14 protein-coding genes are annotated in these 20,920 nt (G+C 49.3%); 2 read left to right on the top strand and 12 right to left on the bottom strand.

What is annotated here, in order from left to right:
- The first annotated feature begins 110 nt into the window (after positions 1-110).
- Positions 111-1,331 (top strand): ATP-binding protein, encoded by a 1,221-nt coding sequence (locus HXW94_RS13375; protein WP_218576717.1) that lies wholly within the window; start codon positions 111-113, stop codon positions 1,329-1,331.
- On the top strand, positions 1,328-2,344 hold the full coding sequence (locus HXW94_RS13380; protein WP_178367407.1) for a ParA family protein: 1,017 nt from the start codon (positions 1,328-1,330) through the stop codon (positions 2,342-2,344). The genes HXW94_RS13375 and HXW94_RS13380 overlap by 4 nt, the downstream gene beginning before the upstream one ends.
- Before the next feature lie 558 nt (positions 2,345-2,902).
- On the opposite strand, the gene HXW94_RS13385 is transcribed toward HXW94_RS13380, so the two are convergent.
- From HXW94_RS13385 to HXW94_RS13440, 12 genes are all read right to left on the bottom strand, one after another.
- Complete coding sequence (locus tag HXW94_RS13385) at positions 2,903-4,339, bottom strand: sigma-54-dependent transcriptional regulator (RefSeq protein ID WP_178367408.1); 1,437 nt, start codon at positions 4,337-4,339, stop codon at positions 2,903-2,905.
- A complete protein-coding gene (locus HXW94_RS13390) occupies positions 4,317-5,795 on the bottom strand; it encodes a sensor histidine kinase (RefSeq protein ID WP_178367409.1) in 1,479 nt (492 codons plus the stop codon). The genes HXW94_RS13385 and HXW94_RS13390 overlap by 23 nt, the downstream gene beginning before the upstream one ends.
- A 3-nt stretch (positions 5,796-5,798) precedes the next feature.
- Positions 5,799-6,239, bottom strand: a complete 441-nt coding sequence (locus HXW94_RS13395; protein ID WP_178367410.1) for a sigma-54-dependent transcriptional regulator — start codon at positions 6,237-6,239, stop codon at positions 5,799-5,801.
- Positions 6,240-6,258: 19 nt separating this feature from the next.
- The gene (locus tag HXW94_RS13400) at positions 6,259-7,458 is read right to left on the bottom strand and encodes a hybrid sensor histidine kinase/response regulator (protein WP_343054620.1); all 1,200 of its coding nucleotides are present in this window, start codon (positions 7,456-7,458) and stop codon (positions 6,259-6,261) included.
- 7 nt (positions 7,459-7,465) lie between these two features.
- Positions 7,466-9,040 carry an SLC13 family permease gene (locus tag HXW94_RS13405; RefSeq protein ID WP_178367411.1) on the bottom strand — a complete coding sequence of 525 codons (1,575 nt, stop codon included), beginning with the start codon at positions 9,038-9,040 and terminating at the stop codon, positions 7,466-7,468.
- The gene (locus HXW94_RS13410; RefSeq protein WP_178367412.1) at positions 9,037-9,441 is read right to left on the bottom strand and encodes a response regulator; all 405 of its coding nucleotides are present in this window, start codon (positions 9,439-9,441) and stop codon (positions 9,037-9,039) included. Before HXW94_RS13410 ends, HXW94_RS13405 begins: the two co-directional genes overlap by 4 nt.
- A gap of 138 nt (positions 9,442-9,579) precedes the next feature.
- Positions 9,580-10,002 (bottom strand): response regulator, encoded by a 423-nt coding sequence (locus HXW94_RS13415; protein ID WP_178367413.1) that lies wholly within the window; start codon positions 10,000-10,002, stop codon positions 9,580-9,582.
- A gap of 25 nt (positions 10,003-10,027) precedes the next feature.
- On the bottom strand, positions 10,028-11,770 hold the full coding sequence (locus tag HXW94_RS13420) for a sensor histidine kinase (RefSeq protein ID WP_178367414.1): 1,743 nt from the start codon (positions 11,768-11,770) through the stop codon (positions 10,028-10,030).
- 340 nt (positions 11,771-12,110) lie between these two features.
- A complete protein-coding gene (locus tag HXW94_RS13425; protein WP_178367415.1) occupies positions 12,111-13,319 on the bottom strand; it encodes an ATP-binding protein in 1,209 nt (402 codons plus the stop codon).
- A 99-nt stretch (positions 13,320-13,418) separates the two neighbouring features.
- The gene (locus HXW94_RS13430) at positions 13,419-17,801 is read right to left on the bottom strand and encodes a PAS domain S-box protein (RefSeq protein ID WP_178367416.1); all 4,383 of its coding nucleotides are present in this window, start codon (positions 17,799-17,801) and stop codon (positions 13,419-13,421) included.
- Positions 17,802-17,878: 77 nt separating this feature from the next.
- A complete protein-coding gene (gene iscB / locus HXW94_RS13435) occupies positions 17,879-19,171 on the bottom strand; it encodes an RNA-guided endonuclease IscB (RefSeq protein WP_178367417.1) in 1,293 nt (430 codons plus the stop codon).
- A gap of 85 nt (positions 19,172-19,256) precedes the next feature.
- Positions 19,257-20,918: a hypothetical protein gene (locus tag HXW94_RS13440; protein WP_178367418.1), complete on the bottom strand. Its 1,662-nt coding sequence runs from the start codon at positions 20,916-20,918 to the stop codon at positions 19,257-19,259.
- Positions 20,919-20,920 lie beyond the last annotated feature (2 nt).

A 20,920-nucleotide genomic window follows, 5' to 3' on the forward strand; every position in this document is an offset into this window, starting at 1 on the left:
CTGACGGTTATTCTTACAATACGACGTGTTAAGGTCCGGTGCCTGGGCTACTATCTTAATTATAAGGAGGACGGCAATTCCTCCCCTGAGCTAAAGACTCAGGGGTTTCCTTGCCGCATTTTATGAACAGGCTCACTGATGACGAACTACTGGCCTTATTAAATGACTTGGAATCCGACCGGGCCGAACGGAAAGAGTCCTTCTCCAAAGGTATTGCCAAAAAGGCCCGCCAGGCTGTTTGTGCTTTTGCCAATGATCTGCCCGGGTATAATGAGCCGGGTGTGTTGTTCATCGGCGCGCAAGATGACGGCGAGCCATCAAATCTTGAAATCACCGACCAGTTGCTCATTGCGCTTGCCGACATGAAAACCGATGGAAACATATTACCTTTGCCGGTTCTGTCCGTTGAGAAACGTGTCTTAAAGAATGCTGAAATGGCAATTGTTACGGTGATGCCCTCGGACATGCCCCCGGTTAAATATGAAGGCCGGATCTGGGTTCGAACGGGTCCCCGCCGATCCATTGCAAATGAACAGGAAGAACGGATATTGAATGAAAAAAGAAGGTACAAAAGCCTTCCTTTTGATCTTTATCCGGTACCCACTGCGACACTGTCGGATCTGTCCCGGGTAATTTTTGAAAGTGAATATCTCCCGGCTGCCTTTGCCGAGGATATTCTTGAATCAAATGGCCGCACCTATGAAGAGCAGTTGGCATCCTGTAAAATGATTGTTTCTCCAACAGATACGACACCGACGATTATGGGATTGCTGGCCATCGGTAAAAGCCCCCAGGATTTTATCACAGGCGCCCGAATTCAATTCTTAAGAATTGACGGGATTGAATGGGCAGACCCGGTAATCGATGAACAAGATATTGGCGGCGCAGTTGTTGAAATGTTACGTCGGATTGACGAAAAATTAACCGCCCACAATCGAACATCTGTTGATGTTACCTCTGCAGCCACTCATGAGATAATGCAACCCTATCCCCTGGCGGCTGTTCATCAAATCATCTATAATGCGGTTCTCCACAGGACCTATGAGAAAACAAACGCGCCCATAATGGTTTACTGGTTCAATGACCGCATTGAGATTACAAGCCCCGGAGGGCCTTACGGAAATGTCACTGTTGAAAATTTCGGAACACCGGGCGTAACGGATTATCGCAATCCCAATATCGCAGATATTCTGAAGACATTCGGGTATGTCCAGGCCTTTGGCAGGGGGATTGAGATTGCCCGTAAAAAATTAAGGGATAATGGGAATCCTGAATTACAATTCGAAGTCAACCAGAGTACGGTTCAATGTATAATCAGGAGCAAATTATGATGACACCGGTTTTGACGTTTTTTAACAATAAAGGCGGGGTCGGGAAAACTTCCCTGGTCTACCATTTATCCTGGATGTACGCATCCCTTAGAAAACGGGTGGTCGTTGTTGATATTGATCCCCAGGCAAATCTCACGGCTGCTTTTCTGACTGAAGATGACATAGAAGCGTTATGGAGTAAACAGCGGGCAGGTCATACCATTTATCAATGTGTAAAGCCGTTGACCGATGTGGGTGATATCCTTGAACCAACGTTGCAGAATATTGCGACCGACCTTTATCTTCTTCCTGGCGATGTTGAACTTTCCGGCTTTGAGGATTCATTATCAAACGAATGGCCTAACAGTATGGGGGATTATAATCTTTACCGCCCCATGCGGATTCTCAGTTCATTCTGGCAGGTAATGCAAAAGGCTTCTGCCAAGATCCAGGCTGATATCATACTAGTGGATATCGGCCCGAACCTCGGGGCCATAAACAGATCCGTCCTGCTGGCTACGGATTATGTCGCCATCCCCCTTGGGGCGGACCTGTTCTCTTTGCAGGGCTTAAAAAACCTGGGACCCACCCTGAAAAGCTGGAAGAACCTGTGGAAAAAACGGTTGGTTAACTGGGAGGAGAGTTCAGACCATCAAAACTATCCGGATTTTATTTTGCCTGCCGGGGACATGAAACCTGTCGGGTATTTATGCCAACAACACAGTGTGCGGCTGGATCGTCCGGTGAAAGCCTATGATAAATGGGTGCAGCGTATTCCCCAGGTATACAGGGAGTCTGTTATGAATGAGAAACTTGAGAAAAAAATCAAACAGCAGAATGACCCCTATTGCCTTGCCACAATCAAACATTACCGTAGCCTTGTTCCCATGGCCCAGGAACACCGCAAACCGATTTTTCGACTGACGTCCGCAGATGGTGCAATCGGCAGCCACGCCAATGCCGTTGCCGACGCCCGAAAAGATTTTAAGTTGCTGGCCGAAAAGATTGCGGGTGAAATGGATATGGATCTTTAAGATTGAATAATCCGCAGATTCCGCAGATTAACGCAGATTAAAAGAACAAAAAAATATCAGCGGAAATCTGCGGATAAACATCACATGCTCTACCGGAAGGAAAAAATGCGCTGGGAGGCTTGACTAACAACCCCGGTTTTTTTCCGTTCCAGGTTCCTTTGTTAACTGCGGACTATATTGCTCATAAAAGTGGCCGAATAGATGTTGCTCATTATGGTCTTGATGATGAATTTTTGAAATTAGCCCGAGTTTACGAGTTATCAAAAGTTTAATACTCAACTATTTGATTTAATAGAAAAAAATAAATAGAATGTATCCTCCCTAACTTCATAAAAAACGCTCCATATTAAAGATATCGGCCTGGTTCAAAACAGGGTTACAGGTGTTAGGGAAAACCAATTTATTCAAACACAATTTTAATAAGTAAATTAAGTAGTTTATCTTTTATGACGAGTTAAACTGTTGCCAAAAACTGTTACCCTGTCTCCTGGAGAATTGAACCAGGCCAAAAAGGCAAGTCCATGGAGCAGTTTCCTTCTGCCGGGGAGCAGGAATTCTCTATCGGATAACCTGGGTAGACGAAATCGTATTGATACCATACTTGTCAATTTTTGCATGCAGCGTGGGTCGAGAAATATCCAACAGCCGGGCCGCCTGGGAGCGGTTGCCGTTTGAGATTTTCAGTGCTTCTTCCACAGCCATGGCGCAGATGGTGTCTGCAAAGAATTCAAAACTGTGATCGCCGGACGGGTGGGACAGGCAGGTATGGATCCATTGACGAATGGTTTCCTCCTGGTTTGCGTCCTGGGAAATTTCCCCCGGGGTTTCCTGTTTCCGGATAATCTGGCTTAAATCACTGACCGACAAGGGGTTGCCCCGGTTAAAGATCAGGGCTTTATGAATCAGGTTGGCAAGTTCCCTGACATTGCCCGGCCATTCGTATTTCTTCAAAAGGTCCAGGGCCTCTTCCCGGATGCCGGGATTGTCGATTTTCAATTCATGGGAGAACCGCTCCAGGTAGTGGGCGGTCAGGGGTTTGATATCTTCTGTGCGGTCCCTTAATGGGGGCAATTCAATGGTGACGACCTTGAGCCGGAAATAGAGATCCTCCCTGAACAGCCCCTGGGTAATGGCGGATTTAAGATCCCGGTTGGTTGCGGCAATGATACGCACATCCACAGGAATGGTTTCATCGCCGCCCAGCCGCTCAATGCATCTTTCCTGGAGCAGTCGCAGAATTTTAGCCTGGATGGAAATGGGCATATCGCCGATTTCATCCAGAAACACGGTGCCGCCGTCCGCCTGTTCAATTTTGCCGATATGCCGTCGTGCCGCGCCGGTGAAGGCCCCTTTTTCAAAGCCGAACAACTCGCTTTCCAGAAGGTTTTCCGGAATGGCCACGCAGTTGATGATGGAAAAATTTTTATCCGACCGGATACCGTGCTGGTACACGGCCCGGGCCACCAATTCCTTGCCGGTGCCCGATTCGCCCTGAATCAGCACCGTGGCATCGGTCTGGGCCACACGGCCGATGGTTTTATACACCTTTTGCATGCCCGGGCTCTGGCCCACAATGGCGTCCGGAGAATAGGTCGCCGGTTCGGCATCCACCTGCACCGGGGTGCGCATGCAATAGCCGGCATCAATGGCCTGGGTAATCAATTTGAGCATTTCAGGGATGTCAAAGGGTTTGAGCAGGTAGTCAAAGGCGCCGGCCTTGGTGGCTTCAATGGCTGTGTCCGTGGTGCCGAATGCCGTGACAATGATGGTCGGCAGGGTGGCATCGAGTCGTTTTATCTCTTTAAATGTGTCAAGCCCGTTCATGCCCGGCAGGCGGACATCCAGAATCACCAGGTCCAGCGACGTTGTGCTCACAATCTCAATTCCGGCTTCTCCGGAAGCCGCGGACACCACGTCATAGTGCTCTTCGGTGAGAAGTTTGGAAAAACTGATTCTCAGCTGGTCGTCGTCGTCAATAATCAGAATTTTTGCCATGGATATCCTCTCCTGCGGGCAGTGTGATGGTGAAACAGGTTCCCCGGCCTTCCCGGCTGTCCAGCATCAGACACCCGCCATGCTCGCTGATAATATTAAAACAGATGCTTAACCCCAGACCTGTTCCATCGTCCTTGGTTGTGAAAAACGGGTTGAAAACTTCGTCCTGGATCGACGCGGGAATGCCCGGGCCGGAATCCTGGATTCTTATCACCGCAGTGTCCCTGTTTTTGTTAATGCTGTCCATGGTTTCGGTAATGGTGATATTGCCTCCCTTTTTCATGGCTTCACAGGCATTGATAATGATGTTGACCAGGGCCTCTTTGAACTGGCCTGCATCCAGCAGCACATCGTCCAAAGGTTCGCTGCGCACGATATGGATCGTTACCCCGTAGGATTTCAGCCGTTGTTCCAGCAGCCGCAGGGTATTGTCCACCACCTGGGAGGGACTTTGTCTTTTCATGGTCAGTTTCGGGGGCCTGGAAAATTCCAGGAAGTTTTCCAGAATTTTGTTGATTTGCCCGATTTCCGTTGAGATGACACTGATGTTTTCCTGCTGGTCCTGGGATAATTGGGCTGACCGGCCCAGGGAGAACAGCCGCATTTTAATGGAGGTCAAAGGGTTTCTGATGGAGTGGGCGGTGCCTGCGGCAAGTTGTCCCACCAGGGCCATTTTTTCGGACTGCATCAAGGATTCCCGACTGCGCACAAGTTCGGCATGGGTCTGCGCTGCATTTTCAATCAAACCATGAACACTGCTTTTCAATGCTGTCAGCTCGTTGCCGGAGACCCTGCCTTCCCCCAGGTGATCTGCTTCCGCCGCCAGTTTCCGGATGGGTTCCAGGATGTGGCGGGTGAAAATATAATTGATCAAAAGGCTGAGCAGGACCACGGTGACAATGGCTAACAGACCGATATAGCGCAAATTTTCGGCATCGGAGCGGCTGTCTTCCACGGAGAGGTCTATGGCCTTTTTATGTGCGGTTTTAAATTTTTCACATAACTCATAAATTCTGAAAAAATTTGCCCGGACCTCCCGGTGAAGGGCGGCCCCGGCACCCGGGTCGCCTTTTTCATATAATGTCAGCACCCGATCCTTGGCCGCAATATAAGTGGTGTACACGGATTCAATTTTGGCCAGCGTCTCTTTTTCCCATTCTTCTGTAACCAGGGGCTTGGCAGAGGCCAGCCGGCTTTCAAAATTTAGTTTGAAGTCAGCCAGCTGCCTGAGCCATTCCGGATTTTTGTCCAGAAGATAATAGGACAGATACCCTTTCTGGTTGAGCAAAGAGGTTTCAAGGGATTCAGCAGCCTGATACATAGGAATATGCCTTGCAACAATACCGGTAAACAGATTGTCTGTCTTATATGTATACCAGATCATGGCAATGGTTCCCATGACTGTTATGCCTAAAAGTACGGCATTGGCAAGATATACCCGTTGTCTCAGGCTCATTTGCTAAATCTCCCCGGTGCGCCGCAGCAGAAACCGTGCTTCGGCCTTGCGGATGCGTTCTTCCTGTTCGTCCTTGCGCTTCCAGGCATTGGCCACTTTTTCACTGATGTCTTCAAAATCCGCCGGTTTCATCAGGTAATCAAAGGCGCCTGCTTTCATACCTTCCACAGCGGTTTCCGTGGACCCGTGCCCGGTGAGCATGATCACTTCCACCAGGGGATAACCGGCCTTGATTCTTTTCAAGGTCTCTATGCCGTCCATGCCGGGCATGCGGATATCCAGGATCACCACATCAATCTTGTTTTTTTCAAGCAGGTCAAGGGCCTCTTGTCCTGAATAGGCCACAGACACCTTTTCCCCCTGCCGGGTCAGGCGCAGGGAAAACATCTCCACAAAATCTTTTTCATCATCAACGACCAAGATTTTTACCGGTATTTTTACCATGGGTTTTCTCCTTAAAAATTTATGAATTTGTAATTGTTGAGTCGGATTGCCATTCGGGCAGGCAGATCTTAAATGTCGTGCCCCGGCCGGGTTCTGATTCCACATGGATGCTGCCGGAAAGCCCGGTCATGATCTTGTGTACCACAAACAGTCCCAGTCCGGTGCCGGACTCATTTTCCGCCACATTGGGTTTGGTGGTAAAAAAAGGATCAAATATCTTTTCGATATTTTCGGGTGTGATGCCGCAGCCGTTATCCCGGACTTCGAGACAGACCGACTGCGCCTTTCGGTAAAGGGCCAGTCGAATTTGTCCATTGGTATCCACGGCATCCACCGCGTTTTCCAAAAGATTGATTAATACCTGGCGCACCTGGAAAGGATCCGTGTGCATCCGCATCTCGTGTTCAGGCTCACGCGCCCATTCGACGGATACTTTTTTAGCTTGTGTTTTCTGTTTGATCAACGCCACTGTATCCTCGGTGAGCCCGCGGATATCCACGGGTGTCAACTCATGCCCCTGTTTTCGGACGTAACCCAGCAGCTGGTGGGTGATCCGTCCGGCCCTGTCCACGCTGTTTTCTATTTTCTCAAGCCCCTTGAAAAGCATCTCTTTTTCCGGAATCTGCCCCGAGTCCTCTATCACCATGCGCAAGAATCCGGTGGACTCCTTGATAATGGCCAACGGATTGTTGATCTCATGGGCAATGCCCGTGGACATGGTACCAAGGGAGGCCAGCCGCTGGGTGTGAATCATGCGCTTTTCCAGCCGCCGCCTGAAGATTTTATCCCGCTCCCGGCCTTCCTCCAGGCGTTTGAGTTCCCAGGCCTGGCGGATTTTACCGGCCAAATGGTCGATTTCCACAGGCTTGGCCAGGTAGTCAAAGGCTCCGGCCTTGATCCCTTCCACCCCTTCGGTTAACGCCGCATTTCCGGTTAGAAAAATAACCTTCAGGCCCGGATAGTATTTGCGGATGCTATTGAAAGTCTCCATGCCGGACATGCCGGGCATCTTCATATCCAGAACCACTACATCGGTTTCGTTTCCGCCGAGGTATTCCAGGCAGGCGGTCCCGTCCGACGCCTGACTGACGACCATGTTTCGTCGCTCCAGGCGCCGGGCAACGGCCTTGCGGTAGTTGGCCTCATCGTCTACCAGCAGCACGCGGATAACCTTGCTGGTATCATTTTCAAGGGTAGTGATTTCCATCAGTTTCAGCACATGCCTCCTATATTAAGCCTAAAATCTTCCACCATGTACATACCACGCCTATCAGTATCAACAAAAGCACCGGTGTCGTCACAAGCCCGAGTTTGGTCAGGTCCGAGGATTTGAAATATTTGTATGAATAAGCAATGGCATTGGGCGGACAGCCGATTACCAGCAGCATGGCAAATGATGTGGCCATACCAAGCCCCAGGGCCAGAATCATGGGATTTACCCCTTCCAACTGGGCCATGGGGATAACAATGGGCAGAATAAGCGCTGCTGCCGCCACATTGGCCATGGCATTTGTAACAAGGGCGCCGAATACACCCACACCCACAAAAAGTACCAGCCAGCCTTTACCCTGGATCAGCGGGAAGAACAGGTTGGCAAAGTAGTTTGCCGCACCGGAATAGCCCATGGCAAGACCCAGGGAGATACCACCGCCAAAAATGAACAACGCTGTGCCCCACTCCAGGTTATCGTTGATGTCCCGCCATTTAAGCACACCGAACAGCACCAGACATGTTACGCCCACCATACCGGTGACGGAATAGTGCAGCCCGTGTATACCTTTGGTCAACCATGCCACGAAGGACAGGGCAATAATGATCAATGCTTTTTTCTCGGCTGCTGTCATGGGACCTAACTCCTCGTCAAAATCGGGCAGTTTGAACTTGGGGTCCGGCCGGTAGACTAAATAAACAAGGAGTACAGCGGCCGGCACACAAATAATGGCCGCGGGCATACAATATTTGATCCAGTCAAAAAAGGTAATCTCAATCCCGGTAAACTCTTTCAAGAATGCGGCGGACACCATGCACCGGCCACCACCTACCAGTGTCCCCATACCACCGCAGGAGCAGGCAAAGGGCAGGGACAGCATCATAAATTTTGCCGTATTGGTATTGGGGTCAATGCCCACGGCCCGCATCAGGGGCAGCATGGTGACAATGCCGATGGCACAGGCGGCTGCATCGTGCATGAAAGAAGACGCAAGCCCTAAGCCTATGGCAATGATAAAGGTGAACCGTGTTACGGAATTGCCCGCCTTTTTGATAATATAATACCCCAGTCGTTTTGTCAGCCCCACTTTGTCCAGGGCAATGGCAAAAATCAGGCAGCACATGATGAAAATGACAACAGGGTGCATGTAAGGCGCCCATGCCCCTTTGACATCGGTAATCCCCAGGATGACAAGGGAGGCGCCAATGAGCACTGCCGTGATTTCAAGGGGTATGGGCTCAACCACAAACAATATAATCAGAACCGCCAGAACCGATAAAAACCGTTTGGCTTTGGGACTCAGTCCGTCCACATAATCCACATTAACTTCTGAAAGGCCCAGTTCCTCAGCCTGGTTGACAAGGTATTGTGCCCGGGCCTGGTCGGTACCAGGGGCTTTGGCTGTCAGAATCACAGGCTTTCCCGGTGCTGCGTCCTGGGTTGAAAAATATTGAGCAACGGACTGGCTCAATTGGTCTGCACCGGTGCCGGAAAGCTTAAATTTTGTGCCTTCCGGCCTGGGCAGGATAAATACGATTACGCCTATCAATACTGCTACCGCCAGTTTGAATCCGCTCGTTTTAAATATCATTTTTTTGTTTCTCCGTTTTGTTTGTTTTTGGCCTGCCGCGCCAGGCTTATTTTTTCCATTAATTCTTTCAGTTCGCAGGGTTTTGTCAGGTAATCAAACGCGCCCAGAGTTATACCGTCCTCTGCAGCTGTTCTTGATCCGTGTCCGGTTAGAATGATCACCGGCAGATCCGGGGCCATTTTCCTGACAATTTTCAACACCTCAATACCGTCCATATCTTCCATTTTCAGATCCAGGACCATGACATCAAACCTGGTTTCGCGAAGCACCCGCAGCGCTTCAGTACCGGAATAGGCCTTGACGGCGTCTATCCCCCGGCGGCCCAGCCGGTTGGTCAGCACGTCCACAAAGCCTTTTTCATCATCCACCAGAAGCAGACGGGTATGAGGTATCTCTTTCATTTTTTTGGTCGCTTTTATAAATAAGGTTGCTGTTAAAAAAACAGGTTTTGATCCCGGGTTCAGGGGGATGGATGAAAGTTTCCCCAGATGCAAATCGCCGCAGCAACGCCGCAGATGGGTGAATATTCGTCCAAACACCTAAACCATGCGGCCTGTAATCTCCTTTGCCCTGGCCTCCATGATCTTTTCCTCGTGCTGAAATTTTTTAGTTGCCGCCTCTTCAATCTTGGCGATGAGCGCTTCAAGATTACACGGCTTCATCAAATAATCGAATGCACCGCGTTTCATCCCTTCAATGGCATTTTGCACGGTGGCATGGCCCGTGAGCATGATCACTTCTATCAGCGGGTTTTGGTTTTTAATGGCTTGAAGTGTTTCAAGGCCGTCCATGCCGGGCATCTTCACGTCAAGGACCACCACATCCGTGTTGCTGTGTTCAGACAGAAAGCTTATGGCTGATTGCCCGTCATAAACAGCGTCTGCTTTGAGTTCACGTTTTTCGAGCCGTTTGAGCAACGTGTCCAGAAAGGCTTTCTCATCATCGACAAATAAAATTTTCATCTTCAAAATCTCCCTACTAAATGGTTTAAAAGTTATTGGGTGTGTAGTTGTTTGTTGACGATTTGGTTGTCTTGCGAACATTCAGGGGCAATCGGATTAGGAAGCAGGTCCCCTGTCCCATATGGCTTTCCACGTCAATTGTACCGCCCATTTTCTGGATAATGCCGTAACAGATGGAAAGCCCCAATCCTGTGCCTTTACCCACGGCCTTGGTGGTGAAAAAGGGATCAAAAATCCGGTCCAGATATTGGGCGGGAATACCGGGGCCGTTGTCATCCACTTTAATTTCAATCATATTATCGTCTTCGTTCTTAACGGCGGTTACAATCTCTACGGTACCGCCGTCTTTGCCCATGGCATCAATGGCGTTGTTGGTCAGGTTTAAAATGATCTGTTGCAGTTCAGAGGGAGAAAATCGAATAAAGGGCAGATCAGGGGCAAGCCGGGTGGAGATGGTGACGTTGTTATACCGGGCCATCTGGGCGGTGAGCGCCACAATTTCCCGGATGGTGTCGTTAATGTCGATATCTGCCTCTGTGGCATCGCTTTTCCGGGCAAAACTTAACAATTTATGGGTAATCTCCTTGCAGCGGCGGCCCTGGGTTGTGATCTGTTCAATGGCCCGGTGAAACTCACGCTTGTTGTCCGGGGTCATCCCGGTTTCCTCTTCAAGAAGGTCGCTCATCCACCCGGCCTCCTCCACCATAATGGCCACAGGGTTGTTGATTTCATGGGCAATGCCTGCCGCAAGTTCGCCAATGGTGGCAAGTTTGCCGCTTTCCACCACCTGCCGGTTCATGGCTTCATTTTTCCGGTCTGCCTTTGCAATGCGTTTGACAAGATTTTTGGAGAGTGTAAAAGAAACTGACACGATGGCTGCGCAGCCCAGCAGGAATATGATAAGGGTGAGCCCTTCGGCCTTCCACATATCCCTTAATGCATCCCCGGTATCCTGGCGGAACACCATACGCCAGTCCACAGTTTTAAACAGGGCCAGGGCATACAGATAGGTATTGCCCTTACCGTTTTCATGCTTGAGAATCAGTGACTGTTTGTCTTTGAAAATGGCTGTATCCGCAATAATAAATGACGGGACGATTTCCATGGTTCCCGAACGGGGATGGGTTTGCAGCTGCCCTGTGGCATTGACAATGAATGCCGTGCCTGTCCTGCCGATCCGGACATTTTCCACCAGACTGTTAAAAGTTGTAAAATTAATGGTGGATCTTAAGATATAGGTACGGCCTTGGGCTGAGAGCTTGACTGCCAGGATAAAATGGGGGTGGCCGCGAAGCCCCGCAAATACATCGGAAATATAATAGGGACTGTCCATGGACTTTAAAAACCAGGTCGCCTGGCTGTAATCGGCATTGACAAGGCGGAAGGGGCCTTCATAGGCAAACTGGATACCATTTGAGTCCACAAGGCCCAGATCCGTAAATACATCGCCATATTCATCTTTTAGTTCAGAGAGTTGTGAGGTCAGAAATTGCTGGGCCTTATCCGGCTCGGTGGTAGATAAATGCCGGGCCAGGTAGCGGATATTTCCCAGTTTTTCTTTGAGAAAGGTATCAATGTTCTGGGTGTGCTTGAGCACCAGTTCGCCGATATGGGCGCTGATTTTTTCAGAATAAGCCAGATGAAACCGCCAACACAGAATGCCCAGGGTCAGCATCATGGGAATAATGGAAACCAGCAGGATACGGATTCTGATGTTCCGGGTAAGTATCTGGTAAAATTCTTTTCTGTTCGCTATGGGTTCGGGCATAATATCTATGACTCCTGTGAGACCGTTTTATGCGACTTACGTGTTTATACACAGGAATATCAAGATATATGCCAACTGAAGAAAAGTGCTGGGGATAGAGGTTAACCGCTTAAAATAATACGATAATTAAAGAAACGTGACAGGTGGTCAAAATGGTTATCACCTGTCAGGTTTTTTTACAGCATGTAAAGATCTAAGGCGATTGCGCTGCAGAAATTTGCAGATTTAGGAATGAGTCCGAAATAACTTAACCTGGGAGCGCGGGCGTCCCGCCGGCATCGTTACTGCAGGCGGGACGCCTGCGCTCCCGGATATAGCAAAATGGGCAACTTCCCGGTCATCATATCAACCCGACCGGGACAAAATGGTTTTTCCTGTCGATGGGTATCAAATCCCGGCAAAGGCAAATAACATTGCCCTGTCCCAGGGCCAGGCCGGTTTTTTCAAGCACGGAGAAATGCCGGATCGCATTTTTTTTAGGCGTGCCGCTTTTCTTGATCTCGACGGGGTGGAGTATCCTGTCCTGTTCAATAATGAGATCGATCTCTTTTTTATCGGAATCCCGGTAGTAGTAAATGGGAGGACGTCTGCCGTCATTATAATAGCTTTTGATGATTTCACTGATTACATAAGATTCGAAAAACGGACCTGCCATTGCTGACACCTCCAGTGTCTGAGGACTGGTCCATCGTGTTAAATATGCGCACAATCCGGTATCCAGGAAGTACATATTCGGCGCTTTAACGATTCGTTTCAACGCATTGTTGAAATAGGGGTCAAGCAGGGCGATAACGCCGGAAGATACCAGGATGGAAAGCCATTGCCTGGCTGTTGGCGAACTGATGCCCACATCTTTTGCCAGCTCCGAAAAATTGACCATCTGCCCTGTTCTTGCGGCACAGGCCTGCATGAATCTCATGAAGACAAGCTCATCGGCAACCTGGGTCAGATCCCTGATATCTCTTTGAAGGTAGGTATTTACATAGGATGCATAGTATTGCTCAATATTCTGTTCAATTTCATAAAGCGCCGGCATGGAACCTTTGAAAATCCGTTCAAAAACGTCATTGACATTTTTTACAGACCGTTTCCGGCCGGATAGTCGCTCATATGCAGTGGTATAAGGCTGATTATCCGTGCCGAAAATTTCAGAAGTGGATAGACCCAGCATATAGATGACGCCTGCCCGACCGGCCAGACTCTCAGAGACATTTTTCATCATGTGAAACATTTGTGAGCCTGTCAGCCAGAAATCCCCTTTCTGCTTATTTTCATCCACCAACATCTTAATATATGGCAACAGTTCCGGTGCATACTGGATTTCGTCGATCAGTACCGGCGGTTGATACCGTTGCAAAAAGAGTTCCGGGTCTGTTTTGGCCAGATCCCGGATCAACGGATTGTCAAGGGTGACATAAGCCCTGTTCTCTGCAGCAATTTTCCGTAGCAGGGTTGTTTTTCCAACCTGCCTGGGCCCGGTGACCAGAATAACCGGAAACACCAGGCCCATTTTATTGACAACATTTTCAAGGTGCCTTTTGATGTACATAAAACAATCTCCGTGTAATTTAAAATGCAATTTTATTATACACGGATTTGACTGTTATAAAATATTAAAAAAAAAGTTGTGCGCGCCAGGACATGGGGGTCACTCATCAAGCACGTCTCTTACTTTTTTCGCGAGTTCTTTTTTTGATAACGGCTTTGGTATGAAATGTATGCCATCCTCCAGCACCCCCCGATAAGCGATCACGTTGGCCGTGTAACCAGACATAAATAAAGTTTTTAAGCTTGAATGCTGCTTTTGAAGCTTTTCTGATAATTCACGTCCGTTCATTTCAGGCATCACAACATCTGTCACCAAAAGATGGATCTCATTTACATGTAATTCAGCAATGGCGACGGCTTCGTTTGGGGTGTTTGCTGACAGCACTGTATAACCCAGGCTTTCAAGCATTTTTGCACCCAATTTCAGGATAGACGGATCATCTTCCACCAACAACACCGTTTCACCCCGGCTCACCGGCATTTCTCTTGTTGTTTCCTTACGGTCACCCGCAGCCAGCTCAACATGCCGGGGCAAATAGATTTTAAATGTTGTACCCTTATCCGGTTCACTGTAAACATTAATAAAACCATTGTTTTGTTTAACGATACCGTAAACTGTGGAGAGACCTAATCCTGTTCCTTTATGCAGCTCCTTGGTAGTGAAAAACGGCTCAAAAATCTGGTCCAGCATGTCAGCGGCAATGCCGCACCCTGTGTCGCTCACGGCAAGCAGTACAAACTCGCCTGGAACGAAATTGGCATGATAGGAACAATATTCCTCATCGAAAGTGACATTTTCCGTTTCTATGGTTATTCTGCCGATACCTGCGATGGCATCCCTGGCATTAACGCAGAGATTCGCCAGGATTTGATCGATTTGGGACGGATCGATTTTCACCGGCCGCAGGTTAGAGTCCGGTAACCATGCGAGATCAATATCTTCACCGATCAGCCGCCGAAGCATTTTGAGCATATCTTCAATGCTGTCGTTTAAATTTAATATCTTGGGAGCCGTCGTTTGTTTCCGTGCAAAAGCCAGTAATTGGCGGGTGATATCAGCGGAGCGTTTCCCTGCGTCCATTATTTCCGTAATATCTTCATGAAGCGGATCGTCAGGGCTCACATTTTCCAGGGCCAACTCTGAATATCCGATGATGATGCCCAGCATATTGTTAAAATCGTGTGCCACACCACCGGCCAGTCTTCCCACGGACTCCATTTTCTGGGCCTGCCGGAGCTGTTCTTCAATACTTTTGGCCTCCGTAATATCCCGGACGGTTCCGACGATATTTTTCTCGCCGGTGATCGGATTTTTAAATGATGACTTGCTTGTGGAAAGAATGCGGGTTTGCCCGTTAATGGTAAGCGTTTCTTCGTTTATATCCGGTCTGTCCGACTCCAGAACCAGATTATCACGCTCCCGGAATATATCTGCTTCTTTTTTTGGAAATAAATCATAATCGGTTTTGCCAAGCAACGTCTCATGTCTGCTTTGAATCATCCTGCAAAATGCATCATTGACCATAATCAGGCAATGGTTTTCATCTTTTACAAAAACAGGCTCTGCGATGCTGTTAACGATGCTGTCCATCATCTGCTTGGATTGAGTGAGTTTGATTTCGGCCAGCTTGCGCTCTGTGATGTCTTCTGCGAATGCCGTACCAAATATCGTCTCGCCCTTTTCATCCAAAACTGCCGTAGCATTAATGCTCACATGGATTTCGGTATCGTCCTTGCGGATATATTTTTTTTCAAAATTAAACCCGGTTGATTCCAATGAAAACATCTCCTGGAAAAGTTTTTTGTTTCCGGGACGATCATCCGGATGGGTGACATCATAAAAGGACATCTCCTTGAGTTCCTGCCTGGAATAGCCAAGCATCTTTTCGTAGGCCGGATTCGTGGTAATAAAATTGCCGAGCAGATCAACAGTGCAAATGCCGACAGGAGAGTTGTCGAAAAGAAGCCGAAAATTCTTCTCACTGTTCCTCAGTTCTTTCTCCACCTGCTTCTGCTCGGTGATATCTTCGGAAACGGCCAGTAAACCGAATACGTCGCCCTTGCCGTTTTTCAGTGGAATCTTGCTTGTACGCCACCATACCAGTGAGCCGTCAGGGAGCGTGTAGTTCTCTTCATAATTAAGTTTGGGAATCCCTGTGGTCAGAACCTCATGGTCGTCATCAAGGTATTTTTGCGCTTCACCGCTCCATATCAGATCCAGGTCGCTGTTACCAACAATGTCGTCCATATCCTGCTTTCCGGCAGACGCAACGAATTTGGTATTGCAGCCGGTATAGATTAAGTCCATATCCTTCCAGAAGATATTGATCGGTGCAGAGTTGATAACCAACTCGAGCATGTGCTTTTGCTTCTCCAGTCGCGATTGTATCGACTTGATTTCCGTGATGTCGTAATTGACGCCCGTCATCCTGACCGGCCGGCCCTCATCGTCACGGGAGACGGTCGCGTAGGCTTTGAGGTGGCGAACGCTTCCATCCGGATGGACCACGCGAAACTCCGTATCAAACGGTTTCTCGCCGGCGATGGCCTCGTCCACTTCCCGGCTGGCCCGTTTGAGATCATCGGGATGGACCCCCTCCTGCCAATACTCGTATGCCCCTCCGAAGGCCTCTGGCTTTACGCCATAGAGGCGGAACATCCGCTCGTCCCAGATCAGCGCGTTACGTCTTAAGTCCAGATCCCATATGCCTAATTGTGCGGCGTCCGAGGCCAGTTTGAGCCGTTCTTGTTCCCGGACGAGTGCTGTCTCGGCAGCCTTCCGCTCCGTGATTTCGGAAATGAAGCCCTCAAGGATGGCCACGCCATCGGCATCTTTTCCCACAGCCCGTCCCTTTTCCAGGACCCAGCGCTCTGCGCCCTGCCGGTCTCGGATGCGGTATTCCAGATCAAACAACTTTCCCTTGCGAATGTGTTTCTCGACCGTGTCGCAAACTCTTTGCCGGTCGTCGGGATGGATCAGGTCTTCAAACATGGGCGGCTCATCCCCCCGCAGTTCCTCGGGTAAATACCCCGTTATCGCCTGGCAGCCTGCACTCAGGAATGCCACCGGCCACCCAGGCTTGTTCGGCCGGCGATAGGCAATTCCCGGCAGGTTGCCCATAAGGACGGCGAGTTGACGCTCTTTTTCTTCCAGAGCGGTCTGGGCACGTTTCCGCTGAACAATCTCGCCGATGTGGTGCGCGACCGATCGGCAACGGCGCTTTGCCGCGTCGATGATGTACTGGGGACGCGGCCGGTATTCCGTCGATGCCTGGCGGACGTCGTGGATATTGAGGCCAATGTGTTCGGCCAGTTCCTGAAGCCTGGCATCATCCCTGGGCGGGGTGCCGTAGCCGATGTTGATCACACCGGCAATCTCCCCGTCCGCCCGGATAGGAACGGCATACAGCCGGATGCCTCCGACACACTCTATATCGGTCGGCTCACCCGATTCGATGGCGGCCCGGGCAGATTCATTCCAGCAGCATTCGTGACACAGCCACTTCCCGCTATGCAGTGCTGTTTTCGTATTGTCAGTTCCACACCGCCGGAAAGAGGCCTCATCGAAAAGACGACACCACGATGAATTGAACACGCCGTATGCATAGTCTCCGTTGGCTTCATACACGGCCACGGAGGTCTCTATAAGATCCATGAGATCACGCGCCATGCTCGCCAGCAGTTCTTTGCCCACAGCGTCCAGAATGACTCGCCGCGTGTTCAGCGCCGTAACATCAGAATAGGGCGGGACGTACACGTCAAGCGTATCATCAGAAACGCCACTGTCCTTCTCCAGCAGCCACTCAAACCGGGCGAGTTCTTTCTTTGTCCGCTTCTGTTCCTCAATGAGGCGAGCTTGTTGAAGATTCTGGTATCCAATTGTGGCAAGCTGATTGGCAATGGCGTGCATCATGCGGGCCACCTCCTCGAAGCGTTCCCGCGACATAAATGTCACATCTTTAAACGCGTCTGCCGCCGCATCTTCGTCGATGCCGATTTCCCGGGCATAGGATCGTATTCCTGCTTCGGTCTGGGTTCCGTCACAGACTTGTCCGAGACCCCAGGTGGCGATGTGTCTGCCGTCAAGGCAGATCGGGGCGCCCGCTTCCAGCAGACCGGCACTCCGGCAGCGGTAAATGTTCAGGCCCCCGGGGTTAAGTTTACCAAGCAAGGTGTCGCTCTCGGTGCACTTTGCCAGCCCCTTCTCATTTCCCCGAATGATATCGCCGCAAAGGCGGCAGTAATTGCTGCGTTCGGTAATGAACGTTCCGTCCGGGCGAAGAATCTGACACGCAACCCCAGTTGCCCTCGCAAAGAGCTCCTGAAGGCGCTGAATCTCCTTCAGGTCAAACAGATCCTCGAATGAGATTGCTTCATCGTCAATCCCGCCGGTCCTGCCGTTGACGGGCGGATTTAGAGAGTCCGCCGGTGCAGATTGGTTCATGTCCCTTTTTTCGTTATCTGTTTTCATAAAATGCGGCAAGGAAACCCCTGAGTCTTTAGCTCAGGGGAGGAATTGCAGCCCTCCTTATAATAATTTAGTAGTCCAGGTAGCGGACCTTAGCACGTCGTATTGTAGGAATAGCCGTCAGATGCGTGAAGCAGCCTGCAATATTTCCAGCTAATGCCCTGTACTGTTTTGTCCACTGTTTTAATGTTAAACGATCCGCTTTTTCTGACAGCGACACGCCCGGTGTACGTTCCAACCTTTTTGCCGGAAGTGACAACCGCCTTGACGATGTCGCCCGTCTGAAATCCTTTGACTTTTTTCTCAGTTGACTTTGCTGTTGTCCGGGGGAATCCGAACTTGTTTACCCTGCACATCTGCCTTGAGCCATGACCGTCTGCCTTTACAATCAACACGGCCTTATCGATCTGAAACATCTTTTCAGGTGCGCTTTTCCCGACACAGGCGGCATCGAGCCAATGCGTTTTGTGAAGTCCCCTGGTCGTCCGGTTGAATTTTGTCAGACCGCCGGAGCCTGTTTCAACCGGCAGTCCGGTTTTTTTCAAGGTACGGAACAAGTCCCATCGGGTCGTGTTGACGGCGCCCGCATCCTTGAGCGGCACTTTGGACTGCTTTTGAATTCGCTTCAACAGTCCCGGTTTCCTTGAAAGGAACTCTTCTAGGGGCTTGTTCCCCTTCTTCCTGTTGCACGCCGTACAGGCCAGTGTCAGATTGCTGACTCTGTTGGAACCGCCTTTCGATCTCGGCACGATATGTTCAATCTCCAATGGGATATCTGTTTTTCCGCAATAGGCACACGTTCTGTCCCATTTTTCCAGAAGGTATTCCCGTACCTCATACCCCATGAGTTCCCCCTGCTGATACGCGACACCGGATATTTCGGGATTCTGTATTTTCTGCATGTCAAACCGAACCAACTCCATTGAAATTGCCTGAATATTGCAAAACCGGCACAACCGGTTGACCCAGGTTTCGATATTGTGAACCCGGCTTTTTAATGAAGGCGGCAGCCATCCTTTCGCCCTGGTCCGGTTATCAAAGCGCGGTTTTCGGTATCGCGTTTTCCGGTTTCTCCGGGATCTTCTGATGGCTCGTCTTGATTCCAGATTATTTTTGATCTGTTGGCCTCGATGTCTCAGTTCCATGGCAAAAACAATCTCTCCGGTATCGTCGTTAATCACGGCAATTCCGGTCTCTCTACTGCCCGGATCAATCTTGATCCGCAATGGGTTTGATGCCACGTCCAAAACGGTCTCTTTCAAAATGATTGTGAAGGGGAACTGTCTGAAAACTGCGGCTTTTCCTTCTGTTAAAAGCAGTCTTGCTTTTGCCGGATGTACCGGATTCTGAGGCTTTTTGTTTGTGTCCAGAACAAATACACTCAATTTTAAAATCCTCTTGTTTCCAAGGTAATGTTTGCCTCGTCAATGTTATGATCGGGTTTGGCGCAAGCAGCACCGGTTTAACCCCTTAGACCTGTTTAACCACTTGCCGTAGAACCTGGAGCTGGCGAGTACCCCAGGGTACCTGTTTCCGATCTAACGTAGTGCTCGAAGCACTTAGACTGGTCAACTTTGGGGCTTTTTCAAGCCCCTCGGTCTTTAGCCGAGGGGTAGTTGACCGGGTTGGCTCCTTATTTTTAAGCATAATCACTTCAATATTTTCATTTTCCAGAAAGGTTGTGGCGTTTTTGAGAAGCGGGGTTCTGGTCAAAAAAAATTTTTCCATCCCTTTTTCAACGTAAACCCCCGGGATTTCTTTTACTTTCCGCTCTGTATTGAATGATGGATCTTTCCATACCTGATACCCAAGCCGGGAAAAAAGGCGGGTACAGACATCTTCATAAGAGAGATCCAATGGTAGGTTCAGGATTCGGTATTCCTGGTTTTTTAAGATGTCAAGGGCTTTTCCGTAGACATTCCCCGAATTGATTAATATATCAGGGCCGTGGTCGTCATGGGTGATTCTGCCTAAAGAGACTGTTATATTTATATTGTTTAAGGATACGGGAAAAGATACCTGGGGCTCATAAGAATAGGACGTGGCAGCCAGAACGATTGTGATTAATGCGTCCTGGGAGTTGGGCACATCTTTCATGGTCTGTGTGCTGAACCGCCTTTTGGCATTGAGGAGGTCACTGAGTTTCTTAAATTGCAGATCCTGCCAATAAACTTTCATGGCAGCAACAAGATCACGATTCAAGGACGCTTCAGTGGTATCGGATCCAAGCAGCACGGTTTTTTTTCCTGTACTGTCAGTGATAACAGGTGTTTTTGACAAGTCAATAAATTTAGGTTTATCTGCCTGGCTGCCGGGGGGAAAAAATAGTTTTCCCTGGTGCATGAGGCGGCCCTGGATAAGCTGGGTATAGCGTTTTAGATCTGCCAGCGCCGCCATGGAAATCGGTTTTGACGTATGGAAGGCGGTTTGTTTTTCTTCGGGAATGTCGGTGGGGACGACCTCTGCCGGCGGCGCAATTTCGTTTCCCATGGCAATAAATTCGTTAAACCACGGCTGGGAAAGGATTGACGGCTCCGGGATTGTAATACTTGCCCCCTGATAGATACGATTGAGGTCCTTAATGTCTGGATTCAGGTGAACCATTGTTTTTTCCCCCACCTTGGATACATTGCCCCGGGATGTTAAAAATTCTTTGGAAAGTAATTCAGATACGGTATCTCCGGATTTGACCTCGTGTTTATGGGTGTGCCGGGATAAGGTCGCGGGTGTAATCTGTGTGGAGAACGTCAGCACCGGAACCGCCACAGTGCCGTCGCTATTTTCTTCGTAACTGTTTTTATCCACCTGCTTAAGGGGAATTAGAATTCGGCTGCCGGAGGAAATGGCATCAATATTGCCGATTTTCGGATTAATTTTTTTGAATATATTTAAAAACAACGGGAAATCCGACGCGGATATTTCTCCTTTCCGACGAAAAATTTTATACAGCCAGTCATCTTTTTGGACCAGGTAAGGCTCACACAGGTAAACCCGATCATTGTAGGGAAATAGGACGTATTTTTTTAAACTGGTTTTCACCCCTGTTGCTGAAAAAGCGGCGCAAGGGGTGAAAAAAGCCAGTAATACCGGGACAATAAAGCGCCTTATTATGATATCCCGGAAAGAAGACATAG

The organism is Desulfobacter latus, from assembly GCF_013389365.1.
GTDB lineage: Bacteria > Desulfobacterota > Desulfobacteria > Desulfobacterales > Desulfobacteraceae > Desulfobacter > Desulfobacter latus.